General features: G+C 45.9%; 23 protein-coding genes and 1 pseudogene. 10 read left to right on the forward strand and 14 right to left on the reverse strand.

Annotated features, from left to right (window positions below; genetic code table 11):
* Window position 1: 1 nt before the first annotated feature.
* The 6 genes from B8880_RS07255 (at window position 2) to B8880_RS07280 (ending at window position 6,196) form a co-directional block, all read left to right on the forward strand.
* Window positions 2–1,540 (forward strand): sugar ABC transporter ATP-binding protein, encoded by a 1,539-nt coding sequence (locus tag B8880_RS07255; RefSeq protein ID WP_084256958.1) that lies wholly within the window; start codon window positions 2–4, stop codon window positions 1,538–1,540.
* A gap of 27 nt (window positions 1,541–1,567) precedes the next feature.
* On the forward strand, window positions 1,568–2,596 hold the full coding sequence (locus tag B8880_RS07260) for an ABC transporter permease (protein WP_084256959.1): 1,029 nt from the start codon (window positions 1,568–1,570) through the stop codon (window positions 2,594–2,596).
* Between the two features lie 255 nt (window positions 2,597–2,851).
* Entirely contained in the window at window positions 2,852–3,580 is a 729-nt protein-coding gene (locus B8880_RS07265; protein WP_084256960.1) for a helix-turn-helix transcriptional regulator, read from the forward strand.
* Between the two features lie 10 nt (window positions 3,581–3,590).
* Window positions 3,591–4,547, forward strand: a complete 957-nt coding sequence (locus B8880_RS07270) for a sugar phosphate isomerase/epimerase family protein (protein WP_084256961.1) — start codon at window positions 3,591–3,593, stop codon at window positions 4,545–4,547.
* 9 nt (window positions 4,548–4,556) lie between these two features.
* Entirely contained in the window at window positions 4,557–4,943 is a 387-nt protein-coding gene (locus tag B8880_RS07275) for a RidA family protein (protein WP_084256962.1), read from the forward strand.
* Entirely contained in the window at window positions 4,943–6,196 is a 1,254-nt protein-coding gene (locus B8880_RS07280) for an MFS transporter (protein ID WP_208610894.1), read from the forward strand. The genes B8880_RS07275 and B8880_RS07280 overlap by 1 nt, the downstream gene beginning before the upstream one ends.
* 60 nt (window positions 6,197–6,256) lie before the next feature.
* On the opposite strand, the gene B8880_RS07285 is transcribed toward B8880_RS07280, so the two are convergent.
* The 8 genes from B8880_RS07285 to iolD all read right to left on the reverse strand — a co-directional run bounded on the left by B8880_RS07285 (window position 6,257) and on the right by iolD (window position 15,295).
* A complete protein-coding gene (locus B8880_RS07285) occupies window positions 6,257–7,192 on the reverse strand; it encodes a substrate-binding domain-containing protein (protein WP_084256963.1) in 936 nt (311 codons plus the stop codon).
* 55 nt (window positions 7,193–7,247) lie between these two features.
* Window positions 7,248–8,135: a sugar phosphate isomerase/epimerase family protein gene (locus B8880_RS07290; protein WP_084256964.1), complete on the reverse strand. Its 888-nt coding sequence runs from the start codon at window positions 8,133–8,135 to the stop codon at window positions 7,248–7,250.
* Between the two features lie 27 nt (window positions 8,136–8,162).
* The gene (locus B8880_RS07295) at window positions 8,163–9,326 is read right to left on the reverse strand and encodes a Gfo/Idh/MocA family protein (protein ID WP_084256965.1); all 1,164 of its coding nucleotides are present in this window, start codon (window positions 9,324–9,326) and stop codon (window positions 8,163–8,165) included.
* Between the two features lie 11 nt (window positions 9,327–9,337).
* Window positions 9,338–10,258 (reverse strand): TIM barrel protein, encoded by a 921-nt coding sequence (locus B8880_RS07300; protein WP_084256966.1) that lies wholly within the window; start codon window positions 10,256–10,258, stop codon window positions 9,338–9,340.
* A 164-nt stretch (window positions 10,259–10,422) separates the two neighbouring features.
* Entirely contained in the window at window positions 10,423–11,283 is an 861-nt protein-coding gene (locus B8880_RS07305; RefSeq protein ID WP_084256967.1) for an AraC family transcriptional regulator, read from the reverse strand.
* Between the two features lie 92 nt (window positions 11,284–11,375).
* Window positions 11,376–12,386 (reverse strand): inositol 2-dehydrogenase, encoded by a 1,011-nt coding sequence (gene iolG, locus B8880_RS07310; protein WP_084256968.1) that lies wholly within the window; start codon window positions 12,384–12,386, stop codon window positions 11,376–11,378.
* Between the two features lie 2 nt (window positions 12,387–12,388).
* Entirely contained in the window at window positions 12,389–13,285 is an 897-nt protein-coding gene (gene iolE / locus B8880_RS07315; protein WP_084256969.1) for a myo-inosose-2 dehydratase, read from the reverse strand.
* A gap of 69 nt (window positions 13,286–13,354) precedes the next feature.
* On the reverse strand, window positions 13,355–15,295 hold the full coding sequence (gene iolD, locus B8880_RS07320) for a 3D-(3,5/4)-trihydroxycyclohexane-1,2-dione acylhydrolase (decyclizing) (protein WP_084256970.1): 1,941 nt from the start codon (window positions 15,293–15,295) through the stop codon (window positions 13,355–13,357).
* A gap of 321 nt (window positions 15,296–15,616) precedes the next feature.
* Here iolD and B8880_RS07325 point away from each other — a divergent pair, with 321 nt between their 5' ends.
* The 3 genes from B8880_RS07325 (at window position 15,617) to B8880_RS07335 (ending at window position 20,233) form a co-directional block, all read left to right on the forward strand.
* Window positions 15,617–17,521, forward strand: coding sequence for a bifunctional 5-dehydro-2-deoxygluconokinase/5-dehydro-2-deoxyphosphogluconate aldolase (locus tag B8880_RS07325; RefSeq protein WP_084256971.1), 1,905 nt, complete (start codon window positions 15,617–15,619; stop codon window positions 17,519–17,521).
* A 127-nt stretch (window positions 17,522–17,648) separates the two neighbouring features.
* Window positions 17,649–19,520, forward strand: a complete 1,872-nt coding sequence (locus tag B8880_RS07330) for a DUF294 nucleotidyltransferase-like domain-containing protein (protein WP_084256972.1) — start codon at window positions 17,649–17,651, stop codon at window positions 19,518–19,520.
* Window positions 19,517–20,233 (forward strand): 3'-5' exonuclease, encoded by a 717-nt coding sequence (locus B8880_RS07335; protein WP_084256973.1) that lies wholly within the window; start codon window positions 19,517–19,519, stop codon window positions 20,231–20,233. The genes B8880_RS07330 and B8880_RS07335 overlap by 4 nt, the downstream gene beginning before the upstream one ends.
* Before the next feature lie 93 nt (window positions 20,234–20,326).
* Here the strand turns inward: B8880_RS07335 and B8880_RS07340 are convergent, their stop codons facing one another.
* Window positions 20,327–22,009 carry a solute:sodium symporter family transporter gene (locus B8880_RS07340; RefSeq protein ID WP_084256974.1) on the reverse strand — a complete coding sequence of 561 codons (1,683 nt, stop codon included), beginning with the start codon at window positions 22,007–22,009 and terminating at the stop codon, window positions 20,327–20,329.
* A gap of 306 nt (window positions 22,010–22,315) precedes the next feature.
* Between B8880_RS07340 and B8880_RS14400 the strand changes: the two genes are divergently transcribed.
* Complete coding sequence (locus B8880_RS14400) at window positions 22,316–22,468, forward strand: hypothetical protein (RefSeq protein ID WP_159460736.1); 153 nt, start codon at window positions 22,316–22,318, stop codon at window positions 22,466–22,468.
* 246 nt (window positions 22,469–22,714) lie between these two features.
* Here the strand turns inward: B8880_RS14400 and B8880_RS07345 are convergent, their stop codons facing one another.
* From B8880_RS07345 to B8880_RS14840, 5 genes and pseudogenes are all read right to left on the reverse strand, one after another.
* Window positions 22,715–22,939, reverse strand: a complete 225-nt coding sequence (locus B8880_RS07345; RefSeq protein WP_084256975.1) for a hypothetical protein — start codon at window positions 22,937–22,939, stop codon at window positions 22,715–22,717.
* A 67-nt stretch (window positions 22,940–23,006) separates the two neighbouring features.
* The gene (locus B8880_RS14835) at window positions 23,007–23,144 is read right to left on the reverse strand and encodes a VENN motif pre-toxin domain-containing protein (protein ID WP_084256976.1); all 138 of its coding nucleotides are present in this window, start codon (window positions 23,142–23,144) and stop codon (window positions 23,007–23,009) included.
* 71 nt (window positions 23,145–23,215) lie between these two features.
* Window positions 23,216–23,494 (reverse strand): DUF637 domain-containing protein, encoded by a 279-nt coding sequence (locus tag B8880_RS07355; RefSeq protein ID WP_084256977.1) that lies wholly within the window; start codon window positions 23,492–23,494, stop codon window positions 23,216–23,218.
* A gap of 78 nt (window positions 23,495–23,572) precedes the next feature.
* Window positions 23,573–23,932, reverse strand: coding sequence for a DUF596 domain-containing protein (locus B8880_RS07360; protein WP_084256978.1), 360 nt, complete (start codon window positions 23,930–23,932; stop codon window positions 23,573–23,575).
* A gap of 466 nt (window positions 23,933–24,398) precedes the next feature.
* Window positions 24,399–24,500, reverse strand: a pseudogene (locus B8880_RS14840) (IS481 family transposase); the annotation flags it as partial.
* Between the last annotated feature and the right edge of the window lie 427 nt (window positions 24,501–24,927).

A 24,927-nucleotide genomic window follows, 5' to 3' on the forward strand; every position in this document is an offset into this window, starting at 1 on the left:
TATGTCAGCCCCTTTATTAAAAGTCCAAAATCTAAGCAAGAGTTTTTCCGGTGTGATGGCGCTCGATGGGGTGCAGTTGCAAGTTGCCGCAGGTGAAGTTCACGCCCTGTTAGGTGAAAACGGCGCCGGAAAATCGACCTTGCTGAAAGCCTTATCCGGCGCACAACCGCAAACCAGCGGCGAAATTATTTTCAACGGTAAAACATTGGATATCCATGACAGCCCGCACGCCAGACAGCTGCAAGGCATCGTCACTATTTATCAAGAATTCAACCTGTTGCCGAATATGACGGTGGCGGAAAACTTTTTCCTTGGCCGGGAACCGTTAACCAAAGGAATTTTCGTCGATCGCAAAAGCCTTGAACACGAAGCCAAAATGGTGCTGGATAATCTCAAACTGAATATTTCGCCGAATGCGCAAGTGGCGCAATTGAGCGTCGCCCAACAACAAATGGTCGAGATTGCGCGTGCTTTAACCCTGAATGCCAAACTGATCATCATGGACGAACCCTCTGCGGCATTAAGTGATAAAGAAGTCGAAACCTTGCACCAAATTGTGCGTGATCTCAAATCCCGCGGGGTCAGCATTATCTATGTTACCCACCGCCTCAACGAAGTGTTTGCCTTGTGCGATCGCTTCACCGTTTTCCAAGACGGCAAATACACCGGCGAAGGCAATGTTGCCGAAACCAATGTCGATGAAATTATCCGTATGATGGTCGGGCGGAATGTGATTTTCAACCGCCGTCCGTCAAGCGAAACGCAGCACAAAGACAAACCGGTGGTGCTGTCCGTTCGCCATCTGAAAAAAGAGAAACCGCAAATGGATCCGCACGGCATTGCGTTGCATGATGTCAGCTTCGACATTCATCAGGGAGAAGTGTTGGGGATTGCCGGACTGGTCGGCGCAGGGCGGACGGAAATTGCCCGTTGCCTGTTTGGTGCCGATCACTACCAATCGGGCGAAATTACCCTCAACGGTGAGCCGTACCGTGCCAATTCGCCGCTAGAAGCCTTGGATCAAGGGATTGCGCTGGTGCCGGAAGACCGCAAAAAAGAAGGGCTGGTGTTGGGGCTGCCGATCCGCACCAATATGACCCTTTCCAATCTGAAAAACCTGCTGACGATGAAATGGTTTGTCAATGAAAGCAGCGAAACGGATCTGATTGAGGCCTATCGTCAGGCGCTCAGAATAAAAATGGCCAGCTCATCGTTAGAAGCGCGCAAACTGTCCGGCGGAAACCAGCAAAAAATCATTCTTGCCCGCTGTATGTCATTAAACCCAAAAGTATTAATCGTTGATGAACCGACTCGCGGCATTGATGTCGGCGCAAAATCCGAAGTGCACCAAGTGCTGTTTGATATGGCCAAAAAAGGGGTTGCCGTGTTGGTGATCTCTTCTGATTTACCGGAAATTATGGCGATTTCAGACCGTATTATCACACTTTCGGAAGGAAAAGTGACCGGTGAAATTCACGGCGACGACGCAACCGAAGAAAAACTCATGTCAATGATGGCGATCGGTGTAAACCGGCATTAATCGACCTTATAAGATAAGGAAATTATTATGTTTGAGAATATGTTAAAAAATTTAGGAATTGTGGACGAAAACGGCAAAAAAGATCCGATTGCGTTTTTCGAACGATTTGGCGTGTTGGTTTTTTTAGTGTTTTTAATTATCTTTTTTCAATTCCAAAACAGCGCATTTTTATCCGAACGCAACATTTTTAATATTTTGACCGAAGTCTCTATTTTCGGCATCATGGCAGTCGGCATGACTTTCGTGATTTTAACCGCAGGGATTGACCTTTCCGTCGGCTCAGTCTTGGCAGTATGTGCGATTTTTGCCGCCCATGTGATCAAAGGCGACAATACCGTCACCGTTGAGCCCGGCGCTTGGGGCGGCATGAGCTGGCTGCTCGGCTTGGGAATCTGTCTGGCAATGGGGACGTTTATCGGCTGGTTGCACGGTTTGGGCGTGACCAAACTGAAAATCCCACCGTTTATCGTGACCTTAGGCGGCATGACCATTTGGCGCGGTTTGACACTGGTAATCAACGACGGTGCACCGATTGCCGGCTTTGACCAGGGTTACCGCTGGTGGGGGCGCGGCGATCTGCTCGGCATACCCGTTCCGGTGGTGATCTTTGCCATTGTCGCGATTCTCGGTTATATCGCCCTGCATAAAACCCGTTGGGGACGCTATGTCTATTCCGTCGGTGGCAACCCTGAAGCCGCACGCTTAGCCGGGGTCAACATCAACCGCACTTTGGTCAGCGTCTATGTCGTCATCGGTGCGTTGGCAGGTCTCGCAGGCTTTATCTTAAGCGCCCGCTTAGGCAGTGCCGAATCCGTTGCCGGCGTTGCCTTTGAGTTGCGCGTCATTGCTTCTGTCGTTATCGGCGGCACCTCACTGATGGGTGGCTACGGCCGTATCACCGGCACGATTTTCGGCTCGATTATCATGGGCGTGTTGATCAACGGCTTGGTTTTAATGGACGTTTCCGCCTACTACCAACAAATCATCATGGGGGCGATTATTATCCTCGCAGTATCGTTCGATACTTATGCGAAAAGTCGGAGAGGGGCGGTTTAGTTAGCCTGAGTTGAATATTCTAAAGCGTTAGAAAAGCCGAATCGGAATGAATATTTCTATTCGGCTTTTTCTTATTTTTATTTCTTCTTATTGCCGTTTAGCAATCTCACCATAGTTTTCCGCTTATCCCCTGTATCTCCATACAACTATTCTTCAATCGTGATCACATAATCAATTAAAGTTGATTGTATAAAGAAACAAAATCAACTTTAATTGATTTTATGATTTTCAATAAAAAATATTTGAGTGAGTAACATGGTAAAACTAAATCAAACACGGGATTTTCCAACGCTAACCTATCCTTTAACACTGGTTGACAAACAGATTTTGCGCTCGCAGGAACCGGTTTTGACGATGCTAAAAAATCTATTGGGCAATGATTGCGAAGTGGTGCTGCACTCTTTAGCCGATTTGCAATGCTCGGTGATCAAGATAGTGAATTCCCATTTGACCGATAGAGCGGTCGGCGCACCTATCACTAGCACCGCCTTAAATATGCTAAAACAGATGACGGAAGAAAAGACATTTGTGACCGATGCCTATTTTACCCATGCGAAAAACGGACAAAAAATGCGTTCCATCACCCAAGCCGTACTGGGTGAAAACGATCGCATTATCGGGTTGCTCTGTGTCAATTTAAGCCTCGATACCCCATTACACGATTTCATGTCTTTTTTATTGAGTACAAATACGGCTCAAGTGCAATCGGCGGCAGCCCATGACATTAAAAACCACGAAATTAAAAACGGGGAACTGTTTGCAGAGAATATCGACGATTTATTTAATCAGACGGTTGAGAAAGTCATCAGCAGAATCAGCCATGATCCGACTATCGGTGTAAATAATAAAAATAAACTGATTATCGCAGAGCTTTACCAGCAGGGGCTGTTCGAATTGAAGGGGGCAACCAAAGCCATTGCCAATTTATTGGGAATTTCAACCCACACCGTATATTTACACTTACGCAATTGTTCCGGCGCATAGGGAGTCAGCAATGAAATTCGGATTGGAAACAGAGTCTTGCCATCTTCTTTTTCAACATCGGCAAATGGATGTATTTTCTTTTATTCAAAAAACATGGGAATTGGGGTTGAGCGGCGTCGAATTGAATATTATTCCCGATCTGAATCTCCACCCGCAATTCGGCGTGCTAGACGGTGCTCAAAAAACCTATTTGCATCGTGTAAGGGAAACGATTGAAAAGTATAATCTTTATTGCGAAATAGACGCCCGATTTTGTGATGCGGAAAGTTTAACGCCGGCATTGAAAATTGCCAATGAACTGGGTGCCGATGTGGTACGAACCTATATCAGCAGCGGTAAGTTTAATCCGGAACGGATGGCAAAAGCCCCGACTCAACTCAAAGCGATCGTACCGTTGCTTAAGAAATACCGCATTAAATTGGCATTGGAAAATCACGAACACGAAACATCACAAGAAATTATCCGCATTATCGAAGCAGTAAACAGTCAATGGGTCGGCGCACATTGCGATATCGGTAATTCTATGATGGCGTGGGAAGATCCGGTTGCAGCGGTGAAAGCACTGGCGCCTTATACCTATTCCACCCATTTTAAAGATCACATCGTGGTGATGCATGATGATACTCCGGTTGTGTGCGGCGTACCTATCGGGCAAGGAAGCGTCGATATTGATCAATGCTTTAAAATTTTACTGGAAGATTCGCCGATTACACATATCAATATCGAAAATTGCTATCCCTATTGCGCCCGTTTTGCACGCCCGAAAGGTACGGGAGGCGTGGATACCTTTAGCGGTGCGTTTCAAATCAAACCGCCCCCTTTCGCCGAGAGCCTAATCAAACCTTTAGATTACTATTATCCCCACAAAATTTCTTCACAAGCACTGGCAATCCTTACTCAAGCACAACTGGACGGGCTGAAAATCTCAATTGATGCCCTACATCACTTAAAACAAAAATATTGTTAAGGAAAAATAATGAAACAGATTATCCACACCGCACTTACGCCACCGGCGATCGGACCTTATGTACAAGCGGTCAGGGTTAAGGACTGGCTGTATATTTCAGGTTGTATACCGATTATGGCAGACACCGGCAATATGGTTGCTGGCGCTATCGAAGAACAGACCCGTCAAGCGCTAAAAAATCTGGAGGCTATTTTAGCGGCAGCCGGCGGCTGTAAAAAAGACATTGTAAAAACAACCTGTTTTTTAACAAACATTGAGCAGTTTAATTCGTTTAATCGGATCTATTCGGATTACTTCGAGAATGAATATCCTGCCCGCTCCTGCATTGAAGTTTCACGTTTGCCTAAAGACGCACTCGTCGAAATAGAAGCTGTCGCTTATCTGGGGAGAGCGTAATGATGGACAGAACAACGGGATTATTTGCCAACAAATGGGTACAACTGGGTTTTTTGGTGCTCGGCGGCGGTACTATTTATAAACTATCCAGTATCAAAGATGTTTTTTATGTGCCGATGCAACAAGATTGGGGGTTGAGCAATACCGAAATCGGCTTAGGTTTCACTTTTTATGCTATTGTGCAAACAATCGGCTATTTTTTCTCCATGTATCTCGCCGATCGTTTTTCAAAAAAATATTTGCTGCCGGCAGGGCTGTTGGGGGTTGCCGCATGCGGGCTTTACCTATCCACGCTTCCTTCATTTAGCGGCTATGTTTTTGCGTTTGCCGGACTGGCTTTTTTTGGGGAAGTCGTCTATTGGCCGGTGCTACTCAAAGCGGTGCGGTTACTCGGCACAAAAGAGGAGCAGGGCAGATTATTCGGCTTTTTAGAGGCTGGGCGCGGCGTTGTCGATGTGATTGTCGCTTTCGGCGCCTTGGGTATCTTTATCTTGTTCGGTGAAGGCAAAGCCGGTATGCAAGCGGGTATTCTCTACTATACATTCATGACCGCACTTGTCGGCGTAGTAACTTATTTCTTGGTCGGCGACGAAGAGCACATTAAAGTCACCGCTAGAGACAAGTCAGCCAATGCGAAAGTTTTCAGCGGTATTCTTTATGTAATTAAAGATATCAATACTTGGCTGGCCGCCTTTGTTATTTTCTTTGTGTATTCTTCCTATACCGGCCTGACTTATTTTATCCCGTTCTTAAAAGATATTTACGGTTTACCGGTCGCATTAGTCGGCGCTTACGGCATTATCAACCAATACGGTTTAAAAATGATTGGCGGGCCGGTCGGCGGTTTTTTATCGGATAAAGTATTCCGCTCGCCGTTAAGATATTTGCAAACTGCATTTATCGTGGCTTTTGTCAGTATGATCCTTTTTATTCAATTGCCGCACGAATCGATGAGTGTTTATCTCGGCATGACGGCAACATTAGGCTTCGGTGCGATTATTTTTACACAAAGAGCGGTCTTTTTTGCGCCGATGGAAGAGATCGGTGTGCCAAGAGAATATGCCGGTTCTTCTATGGCATTAGGCTGTTTAATCGGTTATATGCCGTCAATGTTCGGCTATACGCTATACGGCTATATGCTGGATAATTATCCCGGCATTACCGGCTATAATAATGTTTTTTATATTATGTCCGCGTTCAGTTTACTTGGCTTCGGCTGTGCGACAATGTTGATCCGCCGTATGAGAAAATAGTGTTATAACTCGACACCGCACTTTTCATCTCATCATAAGTGCGGTGCCGGTTAATATACTTTAATCTTTCAGTTCCGTGATACGTTCCGCTTCTCTGACATTCTGTTTCTTAATGATCAACGGGGCAAAATCCAGCCCTTGTATCGCTTTCCCCTCACGCAAGTTACCGGCAATTTGGCTTAATGCTGTGCTGACGGCATAGCTCGGGCGTTGGTCGGCGGTCACATAGAGCCAATCATCTTGAATACGGGACAACGCTTCCGGACCGGCATCAAAACCGGTAACCGTAATGTCACCGGCTTTATAGCCCAACGCTCTCAATGCTTCAATCGCACCCATTGCCATATCGTCATTGGCGGATAGAATCACGTCCGGTTTTTGCTTCAAGGTCGGCAGAACGCTTTCGATAATGCGTAACCCTTCGGAACGCAACCAATTACCGCTTTGATCGACAATGATTTTGTATTGCGTGCCATACGATTTCAGTTCATCACGAATCCCTTGTGTCCGTTCAATATTCGACGTAGAACCCGGCTGACCGGTTAATAAAATAATATTTGCCCCGTCCGGAAATTTCGCTTTTAACTCTTGTGCGATTTTTTGTCCGCCCAAATAGTTATTTGCACCGAAATGCGGAATGTTTTTCTCGCTGATCACTTTGCGATCCACCGTAGCGACCACGACTCCGGCATTGATCGCATCTTCCACTGCCGCCGCAATCGCATTCACATCATTCGGCGCGATCAAAATTGCTTTGGCGCCTTTGGTGATAGAATTATCAACATCCGAGGTTTGTTTGGTTGAACTGTCTTGTCCGTCCAACACTTGCACTTTCAGCTCAAGCGCTTTACCGGCTTCGGCTGCGGCTTGGCTCATCTTTATTTGAAACGGGCTATACAGGCTGGGAGAGCTGAAGGCGACCACTTCATTTTTCGCAAACGCATTCAGTGCCAATCCGGCAGATAACAGCAAAACAAGTTGGTTGATCTTTCTCATATGAAACTCCTTAAACAGGTTTTAAGTCGATTTGATGATGCTATTGCACGATTAATCATGAGGTTAATAACTCTTTCTCCAGTCGTTCTCTGGCTTTAGGCGCCTCCACCGCCATTTTTTCCGGAAAGCCGAACATAGAAACGCAAGCAATCGATTCGCCACCGACGGCAAAAGTGCGGTCGGCAAAATTCATTTTTCTCAGGCTTTCAAAAATACCGTCGAAATCAACTTCCCCCTCTCCAAGCGGTAAGTGTTGGTGAATCGTGGAGCAGCAACCCGGCGGATTCATGATGTAACGGCAATCAATGGTATGGTTATGCGTATCGGCGAATAAAATATGCGATAAATCCGTACCGGCATATTCCAACATGGCGCGCACATCGCCTTTCCCTTTGTCGTAAAAGAAGCCGTGCGGTGCGGAATAAACATATTTAAGGTGATCGGAACGGTAGGATTTCACCATATCAACCGTTTCATTATTGAATTCGCAAAAGTCATAAGGGTGCGACTGAATCTCGCAGCGAATGCCGTATTTTTCAAACAGCGGCATTAATTCGTCCAATGAGCGGAATAACATACCGTTGCAGACTTCAGGTTGCTGCGGATCGCCGGATAATTCGGTGTTGATCACCCTTACATTCATACTGTCGGCAATTTCGATCATACGTTTCCAATTTGCAACGGCATGCCGGCGCTGCTCTTCCGTCGGGCCCGACCAGCGGTAAACCACGATAAATGATGAGATTTCGACACCGGTCCGCTGAAGTGCGGTGCGGTACTCTTGTTCGCATTCCTTGGAAAACAACGGGTGTTTATAAAACGGATTGATTCTCGGGTGCGGCGATTGCTCAATATATTTATAGCCCCAATCCGCAACTTGGTGAACCATATCGCTGATTCCCATTTGTTTCGCCAACACGTCAACATCAAATGCAATTTTCATAAGATAGCCTCTCTTTTGAGTTGTAATTTATTGATACTCGACCCAAACAGCGCCCAGGTCTGCGGATTTGACACAATTTTCTACCCAACGCACGCCTTCAACGCCGGCGGAAATATCCGGATACCAAACGTCGAACCGCCGTCCTTCGTTTTTACACACAATCGCTTCGGCAAAACGGGCATAGAGATTTGACCAGGCTTCAAACAGCCCTTCCGGATGTCCGCCGCCAATCCGATCTTCTTTCAAGGCGCTGTCATGCAGATAGCCCATACCTCTTTCCAAAATTCTGACCGGTTCGCCCTGAATTTCTAAACGCAGCTGATTAGGCTGCTCGTCCCACCATTCGAGACTGGCTTTTTCGCCGATAATCCGGATCCGCTGTCCGTGCATCGAACCGGCATTAACGCAGCTCGACCAAACGCTGCCGACGGCTCCGGTGTCGTACTCCATTAAGGTCAACGCATTGTCTTCCAACGGGGCGCGGCTTTGTACAAAACTTTGCCGTGAGCAAAGCAAGCGTTTAATGCGTAAGTGCGGTAACAGCACTTCGGCAATAAACAACGGGTGCGTTCCCAGATCGCCCAGTACATAACTCGGACCTGCCATTTTCGGATCAACCCGCCACTTTGTACTTTCGGTATCTTTTTCAACGGCGACATTATGAAATCCGTGCGCGAATTCCATTTTTACAATCCGAATATCGCCCAAAACACCATCGGCGATAAGACGGCGCCCCTCCTCAATCACTTGATGCCCGGCATAACCATAAGTGATAGCGACAATTTTTTGCTGCTTTGCCGCAAGCTCTGCCAGTTCTTCCGCTTGCTTAACCGTGAAGCAAAGCGGTTTTTCACAAATAACATGCAAGTTGGCTAATAATGCTGCTTTGCAGATGTCATAATGCGTGCCATTAGGGGTGGCGATCGAGACGGCTTCTATGCCGTCCGTCCGCTGCGCCTCTTGGTTAAACATCGTTTGGTAATCGGGATAGCAGCGATCTGCGGCAACGTGCAGTTGCTGTCCGAATGCTTTTCCTCTTGCAAAATCCAGATCAAAAGCGCCGGCTACTAATTCAAAACAAAAATCCCGCAATGCCGCCGAACGGTGTATATAACCGATTTGGCTACCATGGCCACCGCCGACCATTGCCCAGCGGATAGGTCTGGCTACACGTTTTTCTCCATAAATCATTTTTTGCTCCTTTAAAATCCAATACGTTTCAAATAATCGCGGCTGATTTTGACATCGTCCAAACTCGAACCTGAATTTCGCGGATCCCGCTCTTGCTCTACCGTGATATAACCTTGATAATTCAGCGCTTTTAAAAGACGATAGATCTCCGGATACGCAAGCGTGCCTTCCCCGATTCGGCACATCACACCTTTTGCACAGGCTTCAAAGAAACGGATTTTTTCATTCATCACCTTTTGATAGACGGACAAATCAATATCTTTGAAGTGTAGGTAATCAACAAACGGCCAATATTTTTTTAATGCCGCCAGCGGCTCTATTTTCGAATAGTAAAGATGACCGGTGTCTAAACATAATCCAGCTAAATCATAAGGAATATCGCGCACCACATTGTCGATTTCATCTGCAAACTCAATATATCCGCCGGCATGCGGGTGGATAACCGCTCTTATGCCATAGCTTTGTGCAATAGCGGCCAGATTTTTGATATGGGATATCATCTGTTGCCACTGTATCGGCGATAAGCGTGGGGCGGTATCGGGGTGACCGGCAGCATAATCGCGTTCATCATGTCCCCAGTCGATAAGCACTAAATAGGGGGTAGCAAATTTTTGATCCGGCTCAGGTGCCACTTGCGGCAGCTTGGTTATTAATTGGCAAATGTTATGCGCTTGTTGCTCCAAAGCGGCTTGATTTTCAATTGAAACCAGATCATCGAAAATAGTGCCGGCAACAATAAACAGATCATTTTTGGCGAGTTCATCGGACACTTGTTGAACATCAATCGGCAAATAGCCGTAAGGCCCTAGCTCAATGCCTTTATAACCGGCTCGAGAGGCTTCGTGTAATACCTGAGTCCAGTGCGGTAAGTAAGGGTTTTTGGGATCATCCACTCCCCAACAACAAGGGGCGGTGCAAATTTTTATGCTCATACTTCACTCCTTTTGGCTAAGTTGCGAGTGAAGTATATCGGCTATTTTAGTCGGGAAAGTTTAACATCTTGTTTTTTCATAGCCGCAAAACGTTAATATTATGTTAAGAACATCACGTTTTAGTGATGTCATCTTCATTATCTTGCGCAGGCGCCGAAATAAGGCTATTTTTTCCGTCCAATCCAGTAAGTGCGGTAGGCGGTAGGTGAAATTCCCGTCATTTTGGTAAAAATAGTACTGAAATAATTGATATTGTCATAGCCGACCAATGTGGCAATTTGGGTTATGCTATAACCGGTATTGATCAATAACGATTGCGCTTCGCCTATTCTACGCCGCAGCATATATTGAATCAGTGAAAAACCGCTGCCCTGTTTAAATAAATGGGAAAGATAATAAGGGCTGACATTAAATTGTCGGGCAATCGAAGATAATGAAATATTCTCCCAATAATGGCTGTCAATATAGCGTTTAACCTGATGAATCAACATCAATTCATTATTTTTATTGGCCTGTATATTGCGACGGGGAATGTTTGAAATGATGGTGATCAGTGACGCCAGTAAATAACGGCAAGTTTCAGTAGCCGTATTGGGATTTTGTTTAATTTGTGAGTCCATAATACCTAAAATGGCATTGATATCCTCCGCATAGTCGCCCGCAGGCAGCACTGCCGGGTAATCCAGCTCGAGCAAATGGTTTATTTTCTTACCTTTTATTTTTAAATTATTAATTCCGCAGCAATATACGGTCATATCGCTACCGATTTCCGCCACTTCGTCATGCAATACATCTTGGTTAAAAATTAAGATATCACCGGCTTGGGTTTGATATTTTTGATTGCCGATTAAATGATTTCCTTTGCCTTTTACAATAAACACAATTTCCAAACGATCATTATGCTTATGTAATAATCGAGGGAAATAGTCTTTCATCGTTTCGGTATTACATAAATAAAGCAGTTGCGGTAAACAATTATTTTCAAAAATAGAGTGTTTGTTTTCTTTAACAAAATATTGCAACATCGCTTCTTCCTCACGTTCTAGATCCGATTGACCTTAAAATAAAAAAGGCACAAAAGTGCCTTTTAACGATCAGATAACATTCATTTTATTGCTTAGCTAATCTCACTAATCTTAACTGGTCTGCCTTCTTCCATCGATTTTTTCGCAGCCAGTGCTATCAACACCGGCTGCAAGCCGTCGTCGCCGTTGACAACCGTTGGTTTGTCGTTGACCACCGAATCGACGAAACAAGAGATCTCGTCGGCGAAGGATTGCATATAGCGTTCGAGGAAGAAATATTTCGGTTTTTCCGCTACCACGCCGTTTTCACCGGAGAAAACCGCACTTGAGCCGGTATCGTTGCTGATTTGGATTGCGCCTTTCGAGCCGAACACTTCGGCACGTTGATCGTAGCCGTAAACCGCTTTGCGGCTGTTGTCGATTACGCCGATCGCGCCGTTTGCCAGTTTCAGGGTGATCACGGCGGTATCGATGTCGCCGGCTTTGCCGATTTCAGGGTTGACCAACACGCTGCCGACCGCAAACACTTCGGTCACATTGCTGCCTGAGAGGTAGCGGATCATGTCAAAATCGTGAATCGTCATGTCGAAGAACATGCCGCCGGATACTTTAACGTATTCGATTGGCGGCGCGTCAGGGTCGCGCGAGGTCACTTTGATAATGTGCGGTTCGCCGATGTCGCCGGCAACCACGCGATCTTTAATCGCTTTAAAGTTGTGATCAAAACGGCGGTTGAAGCCGACTTGGAATTTCACGCCGGCTTTTTCCACTTCCGCCAGCACTTGCTTGATTCTGCCGACATCGGCGTCAATCGGTTTTTCACAGAAAATATGTTTACCGGCTTGTGCCGCTTCGATTGAAATCGGGGCGTGGGTATTAGTGGAGGAGCAAACCAACACCGCATCAATTTCCGGATCTTGCAGAATCTGTTTGTAATCGTCATAGACGTGTGGAATGCCCATTGATTTCGCCCAGCTTTGCAGCTCGTCGGTCACTTTAATATCGGAAATCGCTTTGATTTCCGCGCCTTTGACATATTTGCTGATACTTTCCGAATGCACACGCCCGATACGGCCTGCGCCGATAATGCCTACTTTAATCATAATTAAACTCCTGCTACGTCTTTGATGTATTTACGGCCTTTTAAGGCGTATTCAAATGGATTGGCAAGTGCCGGATCTTGTTCGGCTTCCACCACCATCCAACCTTTGTAATCGTGTTTTTCCAAAATCTCGAAAATCGGTTTGAAGTCGATCACACCGTCGCCCGGTACGGTAAACGTCCCTTTTTTCACCCCTTCAAGGAAACTTAAATCGTTGGCTTTGACTTCGGCAACGACTTCATCACGCACATCTTTCAAGTGAACATGGACGATTCGATCGATGTATTTTTCCAACACGTCCAACATCGCTTGTTGCGAGCCTTCGGAATAATACAGATGCCCTGAATCGAACAACAGATAGACATCGTCATTGGTCACTTCCATATAGCGATCGACTTCTTCCGGCGTTTGAATCCCTGTGCCCATATGGTGGTGCAGACAGACTTTCATGCCTTTTTCGGCGGCGATTTTAGCCAGTTCATTGTAACCTTCCGCCAACAACTGCCATTCGGCATCGTTGAATACGGTTTTTTCTTTGAAAATCGATTTTTGCTGACCTTGAATACTGCGGCTTTGCTCGGAACAACCGATCACTTTGGCGCCCATGGCGTGTAAGAAATTCATGTGTTCGATAAAGTCTTGAATCGTTTCTTCTTTTTTGCCGTCCACAAAGAAAGTGCTGAACCACGCATTACAGATTTGAATGCCGCGCACGTCCAATTTATGTTTCAACACCTTCACATCGCGCGGGTATTTATTGCCGACTTCGCAGCCTTCGTATCCTGCCAGCGCCATTTCGCTGACACACTGCTCAAAGGTATTTTCTGCGCCCAATTCAGGCAGATCATCATTTGTCCAGCCGATCGGCGCAATACCCAACTTCACGTTTTCTGCTTTCATTTTTTTCTCCTTCAACGGTGATTTTTAATTCTCTGTGAATAACCCAATTTGATAACTTAATTCTATAATTTAGTAACGGCGCGCCCGGTTGATTTGAACCTCGGCATTTTTAAAGGCTTCGCGCACCCGCTCTTTTTGCGACACTTCCGCCACCCCGACGTGCCACCAGCTGCCGTAACCGTGCACCATAGTTTTCGGCAACACTTTAATGTCGATCAAAGTAGACACTTTTTGTTTTTTCGCCTCTTCAAGTGCGGTTTTCAGCTCCTCTTCGGTTCTGACTTTATAGGTTTTGCAACCGTAAGAGGCGGCGTTCATGGCAAAATCCACTGGAATAAAACCGGCGTCCAGTTGGTTGGTTTGCGGATTGCGGAAACGGAACTCGGTGCAGAAACTGTCCATACCATGCCCGATTTGCAGATTGTTGATACAGCCGTTGGTCATATTATCCAGCAAGATAATATTGATTTTTTTGTGCTCCTGAATCGAGGTGATTAATTCGGAATGCAGCATTAAATAGGAGCCGTCGCCCAAAAAGGCATACACTTCTTTTTCCGGCTCCGCCAATTTTGCTCCTAACGCCGCATTGACTTCATAGCCCATGCAAGAGTAGCCGTATTCCAGATGATAGGTATTTTCACCTTTGCTTTGCCATGTGCGCTGCAGATCCCCTGGCAAGCTGCCGGCGGCGGCAACGATGATATCGTTTGCGCCCAACGTCTGATTGAGAATACCTAATACACGACTTTGGGTCAGCGATGAACCGGTAATTTGCTGAAATTCTTGATAAACCGCCTGAGTGTCCAATTGGTCGTTCACTTCCGGTACAAATTCTTTACCGCTATAAGTAACGTTATACACACGGTTTAACTCTTGTTCGAACTGTTGCTTGGCTTGTGCAACCTGATCATGCCATTGGGCTTGATAACCGGCATCTTGCAGCAGCGGCTGCAACTGTTGCAAACTGGCTTTGGCATCCGCGGTGACTTGCACCCCGTCCAGTTTATAGGCATCGAAACGGGCGATATTGATATTTAAAAACTCAACGTCAGGATTTTGGAAAATCCATTTCGATGAAGTGGTAAAATCGGTGTAACGTGTGCCGATACCAATCACCAAATCCGCTTCTTTCGCTAGCAAATTGGCAGACAAGCAGCCGGTTTCCCCTACTCCGCCGACATTGAGCGGGTGCGCGGAAACGACCGCACTTTTACCCGCCTGCGTTTCGGCAAACGGAATCGAATAGGCTTCGGCAAAGGCTTTCAGCTCGGCAGCCGCTTCGGAATAACGCACGCCGCCGCCGCAAATAATCAACGGTTTTTGCTTGCGTTTAATCAATTCGAGCGCCTGTTGCAACATCGGCACCGTCGGCGGTGTGCGTTCAATCCGATGGATCCGTTTTTGCAAGAAGTAATCCGGAAAATCATAGGCTTCGCCTTGCACGTCTTGCGGCAACGCAATCGTCACCGCACCGGTTTCCGCTGGATCAGTCAGCACCCGCATGGCATTGATACAGGCGGTCATCAACTGCTCCGGACGGCTGACCCGATCCCAATATTTACTTACCGCTTTAAACGCGTCATTGGTGCTGATACTCAAATTGTAGCTTTGCTCGATTTGTTGCAGCACCGGATCAGGCTGACGGGTGGCGAACACATCGCCCGGCAACAACAGCAACGGAATACGGTTGGCGGTGGCAGTCGCCGCAGCGGTGATCATATTCGCTGCGCCGGGGCCGACCGACGAGGTGCAGGCATAGATTTGTTTGCGCGCTTTCTGCTTGGCAAATCCCATCGCCGCATGCGCCATGCCTTGTTCGTTGCGCCCTTGGTGCACAATCAGCTGTCCGCTGTCTTGTTCCAACGCTTGCCCTAATCCCAAAACATTTCCGTGTCCGAAAATACCAAAAATCCCTTTCACAAACTTGCTGACTTTGCCGTCCACTTCCACATATTGATTGTCTAAAAATTTGACTAGTGCTTGGGCAACGGTGAGTTTTTGTGTTTTCATACGATCTCCTAGCAAAATAATCTCGTCTGTTAATACTTACTGCGCTTATTCTACTCAAAATTAATTTCAATAAAACACAAAATGAAATGTAAATTTCATTTTTGCGAGCTGGATCAATTTCTTGACCAAAAAAAGTGAAAACGCCCGCTTTTTTAGCTAACACAAGTTGTTGTCGGAAAAAATTTTTGGGATCAAGATCCCAAAAAAGCGAGTTGACAATAGCAAAATGAAATATTTATTCTAAAATGAAATGAACTTAAATAGTTTGTTTTGATTGCAGTCGGATAAATTGCGACGGAATAAAAATAGGAGAGCATTACTATGTCAAAACCTTTAGATTTAATTTGCCTAGGACGGATTGCAGTCGATCTTTACGGGCAGCAAATCGGTGCGCGTTTGGAAGATGAAACCACCTTTGCCAAATATCTCGGCGGTTCGTCGGGCAATGTCGCGTACGGCACGGCAATTCAAGGGCTGAAATCATCGATGTTGGCACGGGTCGGCGATGAGCATATGGGGCGTTTTTTGCGTCAAGAATTGGAAAGCGTCGGCGCAGATACCAGCCACTTAATTACCGACAAAGAGCGGTTGACCGCACTTGTGATTCTCGGCATTAAAGACAACGAAACTTTTCCTCTGATTTTCTATCGCGATAACTGTGCCGATATGGCGATCAGCGCCGACGATTTCAGCGAGGACTATATTGCGTCCGCCAAAGCGCTGTCGATCACCGGCACGCACCTTTCCCACCCGCAAACCCGTCATGCGGTGCTGACCGCACTTGAGTATGCCGGCCGCAACGGCGTGAAACGTTTGTTGGATATTGATTACCGTCCGGTGTTGTGGGGCCTGACCTCCCTCGGCGACGGCGAAACCCGTTTCATTGATTCCAAAGCGGTGACCGAATCGTTGCAGGAAGTGCTGCACCATTTCGATGTGCTGGTCGGCACCGAAGAGGAGTTCCACATTGCCGGCGGTTCGACCGATACTTTGACCGCACTTAAAAACGTGCGCAAATGCAGTCAGGCAACCTTGGTGTGCAAACGCGGCGCACAAGGCTGCTCGGTCTTCGAAGGCGAGATTCCCGATGATTTGGACGGCGGCTTGAACGTTTACGGCGTGCGGGTAGCGGTGTTAAACGTATTAGGCGCGGGCGATGCCTTTATGTCCGGTTTATTGCGCGGTTATATCAACGGCGAAGGCTGGGAACAAGCCTGTCGCTACGCCAATGCCTGCGGTGCGTTGGTGGTGTCCCGTCACGGCTGCGCGCCGGCAATGCCGACCAAAAAAGAGTTGGACGACTATTTGTCCCGTGCCGAATCGGTGCCGCGTCCGGATTTAGATGTGAAATTAAACCATCTGCACCGTGTCACTACGCGCAAAACCGAATGGAATAACCTCTGTATTTTTGCCTTTGACCACCGCAAACAGCTGGACGATATGGCACAAAAGTGCGGTGCGGATCCGAAACGCATTCCTCAGTTGAAAACCCTGTTGTTGCAAGCGGCAGAACAAACCGCCAAAGCGGAAGGGGTGGATAACGGACAGGCGGGCATTCTAGCCGACACCACCTACGGGCAAGATGCGTTGAATGAGATCACCGGTAAAAATTGGTGGATCGGCCGTCCGATTGAAAAACCGTCTTCCCGTCCGTTGGCATTGGAATACGGCGATTTAGGCAGCCAGTTGATTTCGTGGCCGAAAGAACATGTGGTCAAATGCTTGGCATTCTACCACCCGCACGACAGCGCAGAACTGAAAGCGCAGCAGGATCAAAAACTGCTCGACGTCTATCAAGCCTGTTGCCGCACCGGACATGAACTGTTGCTGGAAATCATTCTGCCGTTGGATATGGAACAACAAGAACACTATTACGGCGAAATCGTGCAGCACCTGTATCAGTTGGGCATCAAACCGGATTGGTGGAAACTGCCGGGTATCAGCGCCGACGGCTGGGCGGATTTGAGCCGGATTATCGAAAGCAACGACAGCTACTGCCGCGGGATCCTGATTTTAGGACTGGACGCGCCGGAAGCGGTGTTCGACGCCACGTTCAAAGCCGCCGCCAATGCGCCGCTGGTCAAAGGCTTTGCCGTCGGCAGAACCATTTTCGGCGAACCGTCAGCGGATTGGCTCGCCGGTAAATTGGACGATCAACAGTTGATCGCCGCCGTCTCCGAACGTTATCAGCGCTTGATCAGACTGTGGAAAAAATACCGCACTTAAGCCATTCGCGTCTGCGGCTTAAACCATTTTCATGACACAAGACACCTTAAATCGGTTTATTTAAGGTGTCTTTCATTTTGCGCCGACAGCCTCTAAAATGTTACAAAAATGCGTAAGGAATAATGCTATGGACACCTCCCTGATTCCGAATATCGAATTGTTTATCGCCCGAATTGATCCGTTCAACCATTTGCCAAAAAATCTGATCAGCCAAATCGCCGCCAATATCGAAATCCGCTATCTGCCGCAAGGGGAAGCGATTTTATTTGAAGAACTGCGCGATAAACGCTGCCTGTACCTGATCCGTACCGGCGCGATCGAACAGAAAAAAGCCAACGGCGAGCTGCGCGCAAGGCTAGAGAACGGCAGTGTATTCGGTTTCAGCATTTTCAATCCGAAAGAAGAGGAGCGCTATACCGCCTATGCGCTGGAAAACAGCCTGATTTATCAAGTGCCCTACGCCATTCTGCACCAACTCTTGCAACAACACCCCGAATACGCCGAATATTTTGCCAGCGATGCCGGCGTGCGATTGCATAAGGCTTCGCAAACGCAAGTGACACAAGGGCAAAACAGCATTTTCATGCAGACGGTGGCGGAAGTGGCGAACCGCAAAATCGCCCAAGTCGAGGCGGCGGCAACGATTAAACAAACGGCGGAAAAAATGTGCGAACAGCGCCGATCATCGGCGTTAATTATGCAAAACGGGCAGTTAGTCGGGATTGTCAATGATCGCGACATGACCAAAAAAGTGGTGGCGCAAGCGCTTGATGTCAACCTGCCGATCACCCGTATTATGACACCGAATCCGCCGACGGTATCCGCCCATGATTTGGTGCTGAATGCCATCTCGTTAATGATGCAGAACAATATCCGCAATTTGCCGGTGATCGGCGACAATCAAGTGTTAGGTATTTTGACCGCTACCGATTTGGTGCAAAAAAACAGCACGCAATCGGTCTTTATGATCAATCATATTTTTCAGGCCGATTCGTTGCCGTTACTGATAAAACTGGCGGAAAAACGGCAGGCTATTTTTGAAGCTTTGCTCGACGGCGGCGTTAATTACCGCAATATCATGCAGGTGATGACCCTGATTGCCGACGCTTTCACGCAGAAATTGTTATTGATGGCGGAACACTATTTCGGCAAACCGCCTTGCCGCTATGCTTGGATTGTTTCAGGCTCGCAAGCGCGTTATGAAATCCATCCGTTATCCGATCAGGACAATGCGATTATTACCGAACGGAAATTGAACGGCGACGAGCGCCAATATTTTTCCCGGCTGGCGACGTTTGTCAATGACGGTTTGCACAAGTGCGGTTATGAAAACTGTGCCGGCGGCTATATGGCATCGAACCCGAAGTGGTGCCAGTCATTAGCGCAATGGCAGGGCTATTTCCGCCAATGGGTGTTGAATCCGGAATTGGAGCATTTGTTAAACGCCTCGGTATTGATGGATTTGCGCGCGGTTTTCGGCGCCGCGGAGCTGGCGGAGTCCTTGCAGCACTTTTTTGTCGATTTGATTCAGCATAACCGCCGTTTTCTGGCGTTCATGGTGGCGAATACGATTCGGGTCAAACCGCCGCTGAGTATCTTCAAAAACTTTGTTTTGATCAAAGACGGCGAACATAAAAACAAGCTGAATCTGAAAAAACGGGCGATCAGTCTGCTGGTCGATTTAGGGCGGATTTATGCGTTGTCGGCGGGGATTGTGCAAACCGCTTCGACCGAAGAGCGGTTCGAAGCCTGTTATCAAGCGCAGGTGATCAATCGGGAAACGCTGGACGATATTCTCGCCGCTTACCGTTTTGTGTGCGAAGTGCGGTTTAAATACCAATTGCAAGACTTGCGGCAACAACAGGGGTTAAGCAACCATATCGCGCCGGACGAACTGACGTCGTTCGAACGCAATAACCTGAAAGATGCGTTCCGTTTAATCGCCAAATTGCAGGAAGCGGCGGAAATGCGTTTTTCACAAAAAGGACTGCTGCGATGATCAAACCGTTTTTCAATTGGCTGCAAACCTTTGAGCCGTTATACAAAGTGGAAAAACAGCGGCTCAAGCTGTTGCAGAGCCAACAATGTCCGCCCGAGTTGTTACCGCTCTTTGCCGCGCCGTATCCCGACGGCAAAACGGATTTGCAGCAACTGCGCTATTTGGCGATTGATTTTGAAACCACCGGATTCAACCCGATGATCGATCGTATTTTAAGCGTTGCCGCCGTGCCGATCGATCAGTTGACCTTGAAATTAGCCGAATCACACCACGAGTTTGTCGCGGAGCAAGATGTAAAGCAGGATACGGCGGTGATTAACCATATCGTGCCGCAGATGCTGCACAATGCGGAAGCGTTGGATGCCGTGATGAGTAGGCTGTTTGCCTTAATGCAGGATCGCATTGTTATCGCCCATGGCTCGACTATCGAAAAACGCTTTCTCAATCACTATTTGGCAATGAAATACAAATTACGGTCATTTCCGCTGCTTTGGCTGGATACCTTAAAAATCGAGCGCAGTTTCCTCTCATCGCAACAGCACAACAACTACCAACTGGCGGCGGTCAGGCAGCGCTATGCTTTGCCGGAATACATTACCCACAATGCCTTGATTGACGCGATTGCCGCCGGCGAGCTGTTTTTGGCGCAAATTATCCGCCTGTTCGGTTCGCAAGACAAAACGTTAGGGGAAATTTACAAGCGGTCGTTATAAACCATATCAAAGTGCGGTTGCTGGCGTATCGCCAAACAATAACCCCGTTCAGCCTAGCAAAAACGGGGTTATGATTTTTACTGCCTTTGCGTATCAGGCCGTTGGATTCAACTGTTTATTGCGTTGTTGCACAAAAACATACAGGAAATACAACACGGTTCCGGCGGCAAAGCAGTAGTAGCCGATCCAAACCAGACTCGGTACGTTATTCGCCATAAAGATATACATGGTTAAAGACAGCAGGGTAATCACCAAAGAAACCGGTTTGACATACGCCCAAGGTTCGATGTCCACTTGCTGGGTGTACACTTCCTGATAAGGCTTTGCCATCGGTTTGAAATGACCGATTAACAACATAATCACCACGTTAATCACAAACAGCAGGCCGACCAGATGGAAAAAGTGCAGATCGACTTTCAGGATAAAGTTACACACGATATAGGAAACCATACCGAAAATCAGCCCGAATTTTGCCGCAATCGCCGGTACGCGCTTGGTCAGCAAGCCGACCACCACTACACTCAAGATCGGTGCGTTAAACACCCCTTGCAATTGTTGGATCAGATAGAACAGCCCGTCCGGTGCATTAGCAACTAGCGGCGCCACAATCATCGCCGCAACCGCCAAAATAATCCCGACCACTTTGCCGACGTTCACCAGTTTGCTATCACTGGCATTCGGGTTAATCTGTACTTTATACACATTGCGCGAGAATAGCGTCACCGAAGAGTTCAAGGCGCTGTTAAAGGTGGACAACACCGCCCCGACCACCACCGCAGCGAAGAAACCGACCAACGCATCCGGCAGCACCAAATGCACCAGATCCGGATAGGCTTGGTCAGGAATATCCAGTTTGCCTTGAAAAATATGGAAAGCAATAATCCCCGGTAGGATAATCAGCAAAGGTCCTAACAATTTCAGGAACGCGCATAACAGCACGCCTTTTTGCCCTTCTTTCAGGTTTTTAGCGCCTAATGCACGCTGGATAATCGATTGATTGGTACACCAGAAGAACATATTGGACACAATCAAACCGGTAAACAGGGTCGAGAACGGTACCACCGAATCCGACGCGCCGATAGAATTAAAGTGATCAGGGTTGGCGTGATACACCTCTTTAAGGCCACTCCAGGCATTGCCGTCGCCGACATACATCAATCCCAAAACCGTCACCATAATTCCGCCGACCAACAGCCCGACGCCATTGATGGTATCGGAAACCGCGACCGCTTTCAGACCGCCGAAAATCGCATAAATCGAACCTAAAATGCCGACGCCCCAAACCATAATCCAAAGTGCGGTGGTTTTATCAACGTCAAACACTTCGGAAACCCGGAACAAACTTTCTAACGCCAGTGCGCCGGTATACAGCACGATAGGCAACAACGAAATCACATAACAACCGAGGAACAGCAACGAGGTGATCAGCAGGGTGCCCTTGTCAAAACGTTTTTCTAAAAACTCCGGAATGGTCGCGATGCCAAGTTTCAAATATTTCGGTAAGAAGTAAAAAGCGAACATGGCGATGGTGATCGCCGCCATCACTTCCCACGCCATCACGATAAAGCCGGAACGATACGCCAGACCGTTCAAGCCGACTAAATGTTCGGTGGATAGGTTGGTCAACATCATCGAACCGGCGATAAACACCGCGGTTAACGAGCGACCGGCAAGATAATACCCTTCTGAGTGACTCAAATCGTCATTTCTGGTGTACCACCAAGCAATAACGGCAACGAAAGCGGTAAAGCCAATGAATGATATAAAAGCTAACATAACTTTTCCTCATATTTCTAATCATAATCGGTTTGAAGTGAAAATCATCATTTCAATTATGAAATATACGTTTCAAATTGTAAGCTGGCAATCAACAATCTTCCGTTTTGTTAACGAGATCAAATTTTAGAAGATTATTTATATAATAATAAGTTAAAGTTAGTTATGCTGTAGCTGGCCGAATGCGCAAATATATTCAATATTTACAGTATGATATGAAATTTTTGTTTCAATCTATGCTATTCAATGACCTTGATAAACAAAATTTGTGTTTATAAATTCGCTATCTTGATGGAGGAAGGCACTATGGAACCCAAAAATCCAAAAATAAATCTGATAGATTATCAAAAACGCTTATTTATCAAACGTAGAGCACGTCTAGCTAGACGCAAAAACGAAGCGCTAAGGAAATTAAAGGGACGTGATCGTCTAAAAATATTAAATGAATGGTATTTTTAGAAAATTAGATTTGCTCTGACAAAACATAAGGCGCAATTTTTGCCTAGCCGAATAGTCGTTTCCACTCGTTGGCTAGGCATGTGGTGTGTCGCCTTGAAAACCGTGCCCCACTGATAGCTGTGGTCGCTCATTTGCTGTCATTTGGATAAAAAACGGGTGAATGCGGTTAGAAACAATCGTTTGATAACCTCCACGACTGTTTTTTATGCGGATGATCAGACCGATATGACCGTAACAACATATCTATCACCATTTAAATCGTGACCAAACCCCTTTTTTCTTCAATTTTTCATTATCTTGTTTTTCCTGTGTCATCCTTTCATGCCATTTATCAATCCACTCTTGTTGCGGCTTAGAATGATCAAATTCCTTCATAAAATAATACGGATCAACAGGGTTGGCGATTAATGTAACAAATCCCTCTACCATACTATAAAATTCTTCTGGTACAGCCCGCTGCAAAAGACTCATCTTGTCCCTCGCCGTCCATTGAATATGAGTCAAGGTTCAGCAATAATTGCTTTCGCATTGGTCTAACTCATGTTGTTTCTGCTTTCTGCCAATCCGACAGATAATTATTCATCACCGCAGTATGAGCTGTATCTACCGCTGTATTGGCATTGCCACCGAAATATGCTGTAACTGAAGCCGTTGCAAGTTTGGCATAGGCAAGCAATTTGTCTTACTCTTCTTAGGTGTATTTTAATTCGCTATTATTACCGATAATTTCCGCTGTTAATTCACCAACTACACCCCGTCAACACATTTACCGCCAACGGTTGCTTCTGCAGTACAACCGGCTACTGCATGTGCCAGCTTGTGTACAAACTGATTAGTAAATTTGCTACTGCCGAAGTCTTTCAATCCTTTAATATGGTTAGTCATAATACCTTGGCCGGTTTCTGCTATCGCACTTAACGAGTCCCGTTTTAAAGTATTTTCCAAGTTTTCACCTTTAATTGCGGCTCTGGTCAGTGAGTTAATACTATTATCAACTAAGTAATAGCTGAACTTATCTGTCCAGATATCACTATTCTTCCATTACCGCATACTACTTAAACCACCGACTTTTTCCATCATGCTGGCATTTTGAGTTGTAGTTTTTTATGCTGGGCATTCCCATATTAAATCTCCATTTTCATAAATCCATACAGGTCCTGCTGGAGCATATGCATACCACCATAAGTTATCAATATCAAATAAAGGATCATCTTCATTATAATGAGTCGGCCAGGCTTTCTTTAAAGTATCCACCTGTTCACGATGACTCCCAATTAAATACTCTCCTTTATATGCTAATCTTAGTTCACCTTTGTCCATTAGCTCTACAATAAAATCTAAAAAAAGATCTTTTATTCTAGGATTATCTTCGATGCAGCCATAACTTTGTTGAAAATAATTAAAAAGAAAAATAAAAGTTCTTCCTTTGGATTTGGCTAATATATCCATTTTTATTTTCTTCATGATTTTTTCTCTTCATTTAAATTTAAGCTCTATTTTATCAAAATTAAGTTTATTATTTATATTCGATGATTTAGGTGATCTTATTTCTATTGTCCACTTGGTATTTTTTATATCCTGACTACTTGAAAAGCTTCTCAAGTTAATAGTGGCGTCCCTTAACATTCCAGATGTGAGTTTTAATGAATATACTAGCCCTAGATTTCCATCTATAGATTTAAATCCATCTATTGTTTTTAGCATAGATAGTGATTTTATGCCTGCTAGATCTTTTATATATTGGAAGTATCTCTTGCTCAGATATATTACTATATATTGAAGCTCTGCCGCTATTAGGCAGTGGTTGTAAATTTTGCCATTGATTGTAACTGTTAAACTGATTATTTAGCTATTCACAAATAGTTTGTTGGCGTTGAAGTAGTATTTTCGCCTCTTGAACTTGCTTTACTCTAATTGTACTTTAAGGTTTAGTTAGTCTGGAAATGCCACATCTCAAACAAACTAGGCCAACATCACTGGTTTCTTTAAATAAGTTACCCCATACGAGTCTTTCTTGAATTTCTCTGTTCATAGACACTAAATTTACTTATTTTAGTCATAGTTACTCCCCTGTATCTCTAGATTTTTTCATATCATCAATAATATCATGTAGATATCCGCTACCCAGCATTTCATCTACATGACTGCGATTTCTTGACATATTCTCCAACCTAAATTTCTCCGGTCTGGCATTTACATAATCATTAAATTGCTTTTTATGTAAAATTTAATGCTTTTTCCTCCAAATACTGCAAATTATAGATANGTGAAATCTTATAATAAAATAGGGCATGCAATGGCTATATAATCTAGGCATACTTCTCCATTAATTCTATAATAGGAATAAACCTAGGGTTGCTTCCAAGATACTTCTTAAATCCTTCTAATACTTCATGCTGCCCATTATAATAATGAACATTACCGCCTTTCTCTAACATTAACGTTAACACATCAAGTGA

It is taken from the genome of Pasteurella testudinis DSM 23072 (genome assembly GCF_900176075.1).
In the GTDB taxonomy this organism is placed as follows: Bacteria; Pseudomonadota; Gammaproteobacteria; order Enterobacterales; family Pasteurellaceae; genus Chelonobacter; species Chelonobacter testudinis.

What these genes read in the sequence shown, in the direction of transcription:
- B8880_RS07300 (WP_084256966.1), bottom strand. Translation starts at nt 10,258, where the DNA reads ATGAGCATAAAAATTTGCACCGCCCCTTGTTGTTGGGGAGTGGATGAT.
- B8880_RS07290 (WP_084256964.1), bottom strand. Translation starts at nt 8,135, where the DNA reads ATGAAAATTGCATTTGATGTTGACGTGTTGGCGAAACAAATGGGAATC.
- B8880_RS07360 (WP_084256978.1), bottom strand. Translation starts at nt 23,932, where the DNA reads ATGAAGAAAATAAAAATGGATATATTAGCCAAATCCAAAGGAAGAACT.
- B8880_RS07340 (WP_084256974.1), bottom strand. Translation starts at nt 22,009, where the DNA reads ATGTTAGCTTTTATATCATTCATTGGCTTTACCGCTTTCGTTGCCGTT.
- B8880_RS07330 (WP_084256972.1), top strand. Translation starts at nt 17,649, where the DNA reads ATGGACACCTCCCTGATTCCGAATATCGAATTGTTTATCGCCCGAATT.
- iolE (WP_084256969.1), bottom strand. Translation starts at nt 13,285, where the DNA reads ATGAAAGCAGAAAACGTGAAGTTGGGTATTGCGCCGATCGGCTGGACA.
- B8880_RS07325 (WP_084256971.1), top strand. Translation starts at nt 15,617, where the DNA reads ATGTCAAAACCTTTAGATTTAATTTGCCTAGGACGGATTGCAGTCGAT.
- B8880_RS07275 (WP_084256962.1), top strand. Translation starts at nt 4,557, where the DNA reads ATGAAACAGATTATCCACACCGCACTTACGCCACCGGCGATCGGACCT.
- iolG (WP_084256968.1), bottom strand. Translation starts at nt 12,386, where the DNA reads ATGATTAAAGTAGGCATTATCGGCGCAGGCCGTATCGGGCGTGTGCAT.
- B8880_RS07285 (WP_084256963.1), bottom strand. Translation starts at nt 7,192, where the DNA reads ATGAGAAAGATCAACCAACTTGTTTTGCTGTTATCTGCCGGATTGGCA.
- B8880_RS14400 (WP_159460736.1), top strand. Translation starts at nt 22,316, where the DNA reads ATGGAACCCAAAAATCCAAAAATAAATCTGATAGATTATCAAAAACGC.
- B8880_RS07270 (WP_084256961.1), top strand. Translation starts at nt 3,591, where the DNA reads ATGAAATTCGGATTGGAAACAGAGTCTTGCCATCTTCTTTTTCAACAT.
- B8880_RS07260 (WP_084256959.1), top strand. Translation starts at nt 1,568, where the DNA reads ATGTTTGAGAATATGTTAAAAAATTTAGGAATTGTGGACGAAAACGGC.
- B8880_RS07335 (WP_084256973.1), top strand. Translation starts at nt 19,517, where the DNA reads ATGATCAAACCGTTTTTCAATTGGCTGCAAACCTTTGAGCCGTTATAC.
- B8880_RS07265 (WP_084256960.1), top strand. Translation starts at nt 2,852, where the DNA reads ATGGTAAAACTAAATCAAACACGGGATTTTCCAACGCTAACCTATCCT.
- B8880_RS07305 (WP_084256967.1), bottom strand. Translation starts at nt 11,283, where the DNA reads ATGTTGCAATATTTTGTTAAAGAAAACAAACACTCTATTTTTGAAAAT.
- B8880_RS07280 (WP_208610894.1), top strand. Translation starts at nt 4,943, where the DNA reads ATGATGGACAGAACAACGGGATTATTTGCCAACAAATGGGTACAACTG.
- B8880_RS07345 (WP_084256975.1), bottom strand. Translation starts at nt 22,939, where the DNA reads ATGAGTCTTTTGCAGCGGGCTGTACCAGAAGAATTTTATAGTATGGTA.
- B8880_RS07295 (WP_084256965.1), bottom strand. Translation starts at nt 9,326, where the DNA reads ATGATTTATGGAGAAAAACGTGTAGCCAGACCTATCCGCTGGGCAATG.
- iolD (WP_084256970.1), bottom strand. Translation starts at nt 15,295, where the DNA reads ATGAAAACACAAAAACTCACCGTTGCCCAAGCACTAGTCAAATTTTTA.
- B8880_RS07255 (WP_084256958.1), top strand. Translation starts at nt 2, where the DNA reads ATGTCAGCCCCTTTATTAAAAGTCCAAAATCTAAGCAAGAGTTTTTCC.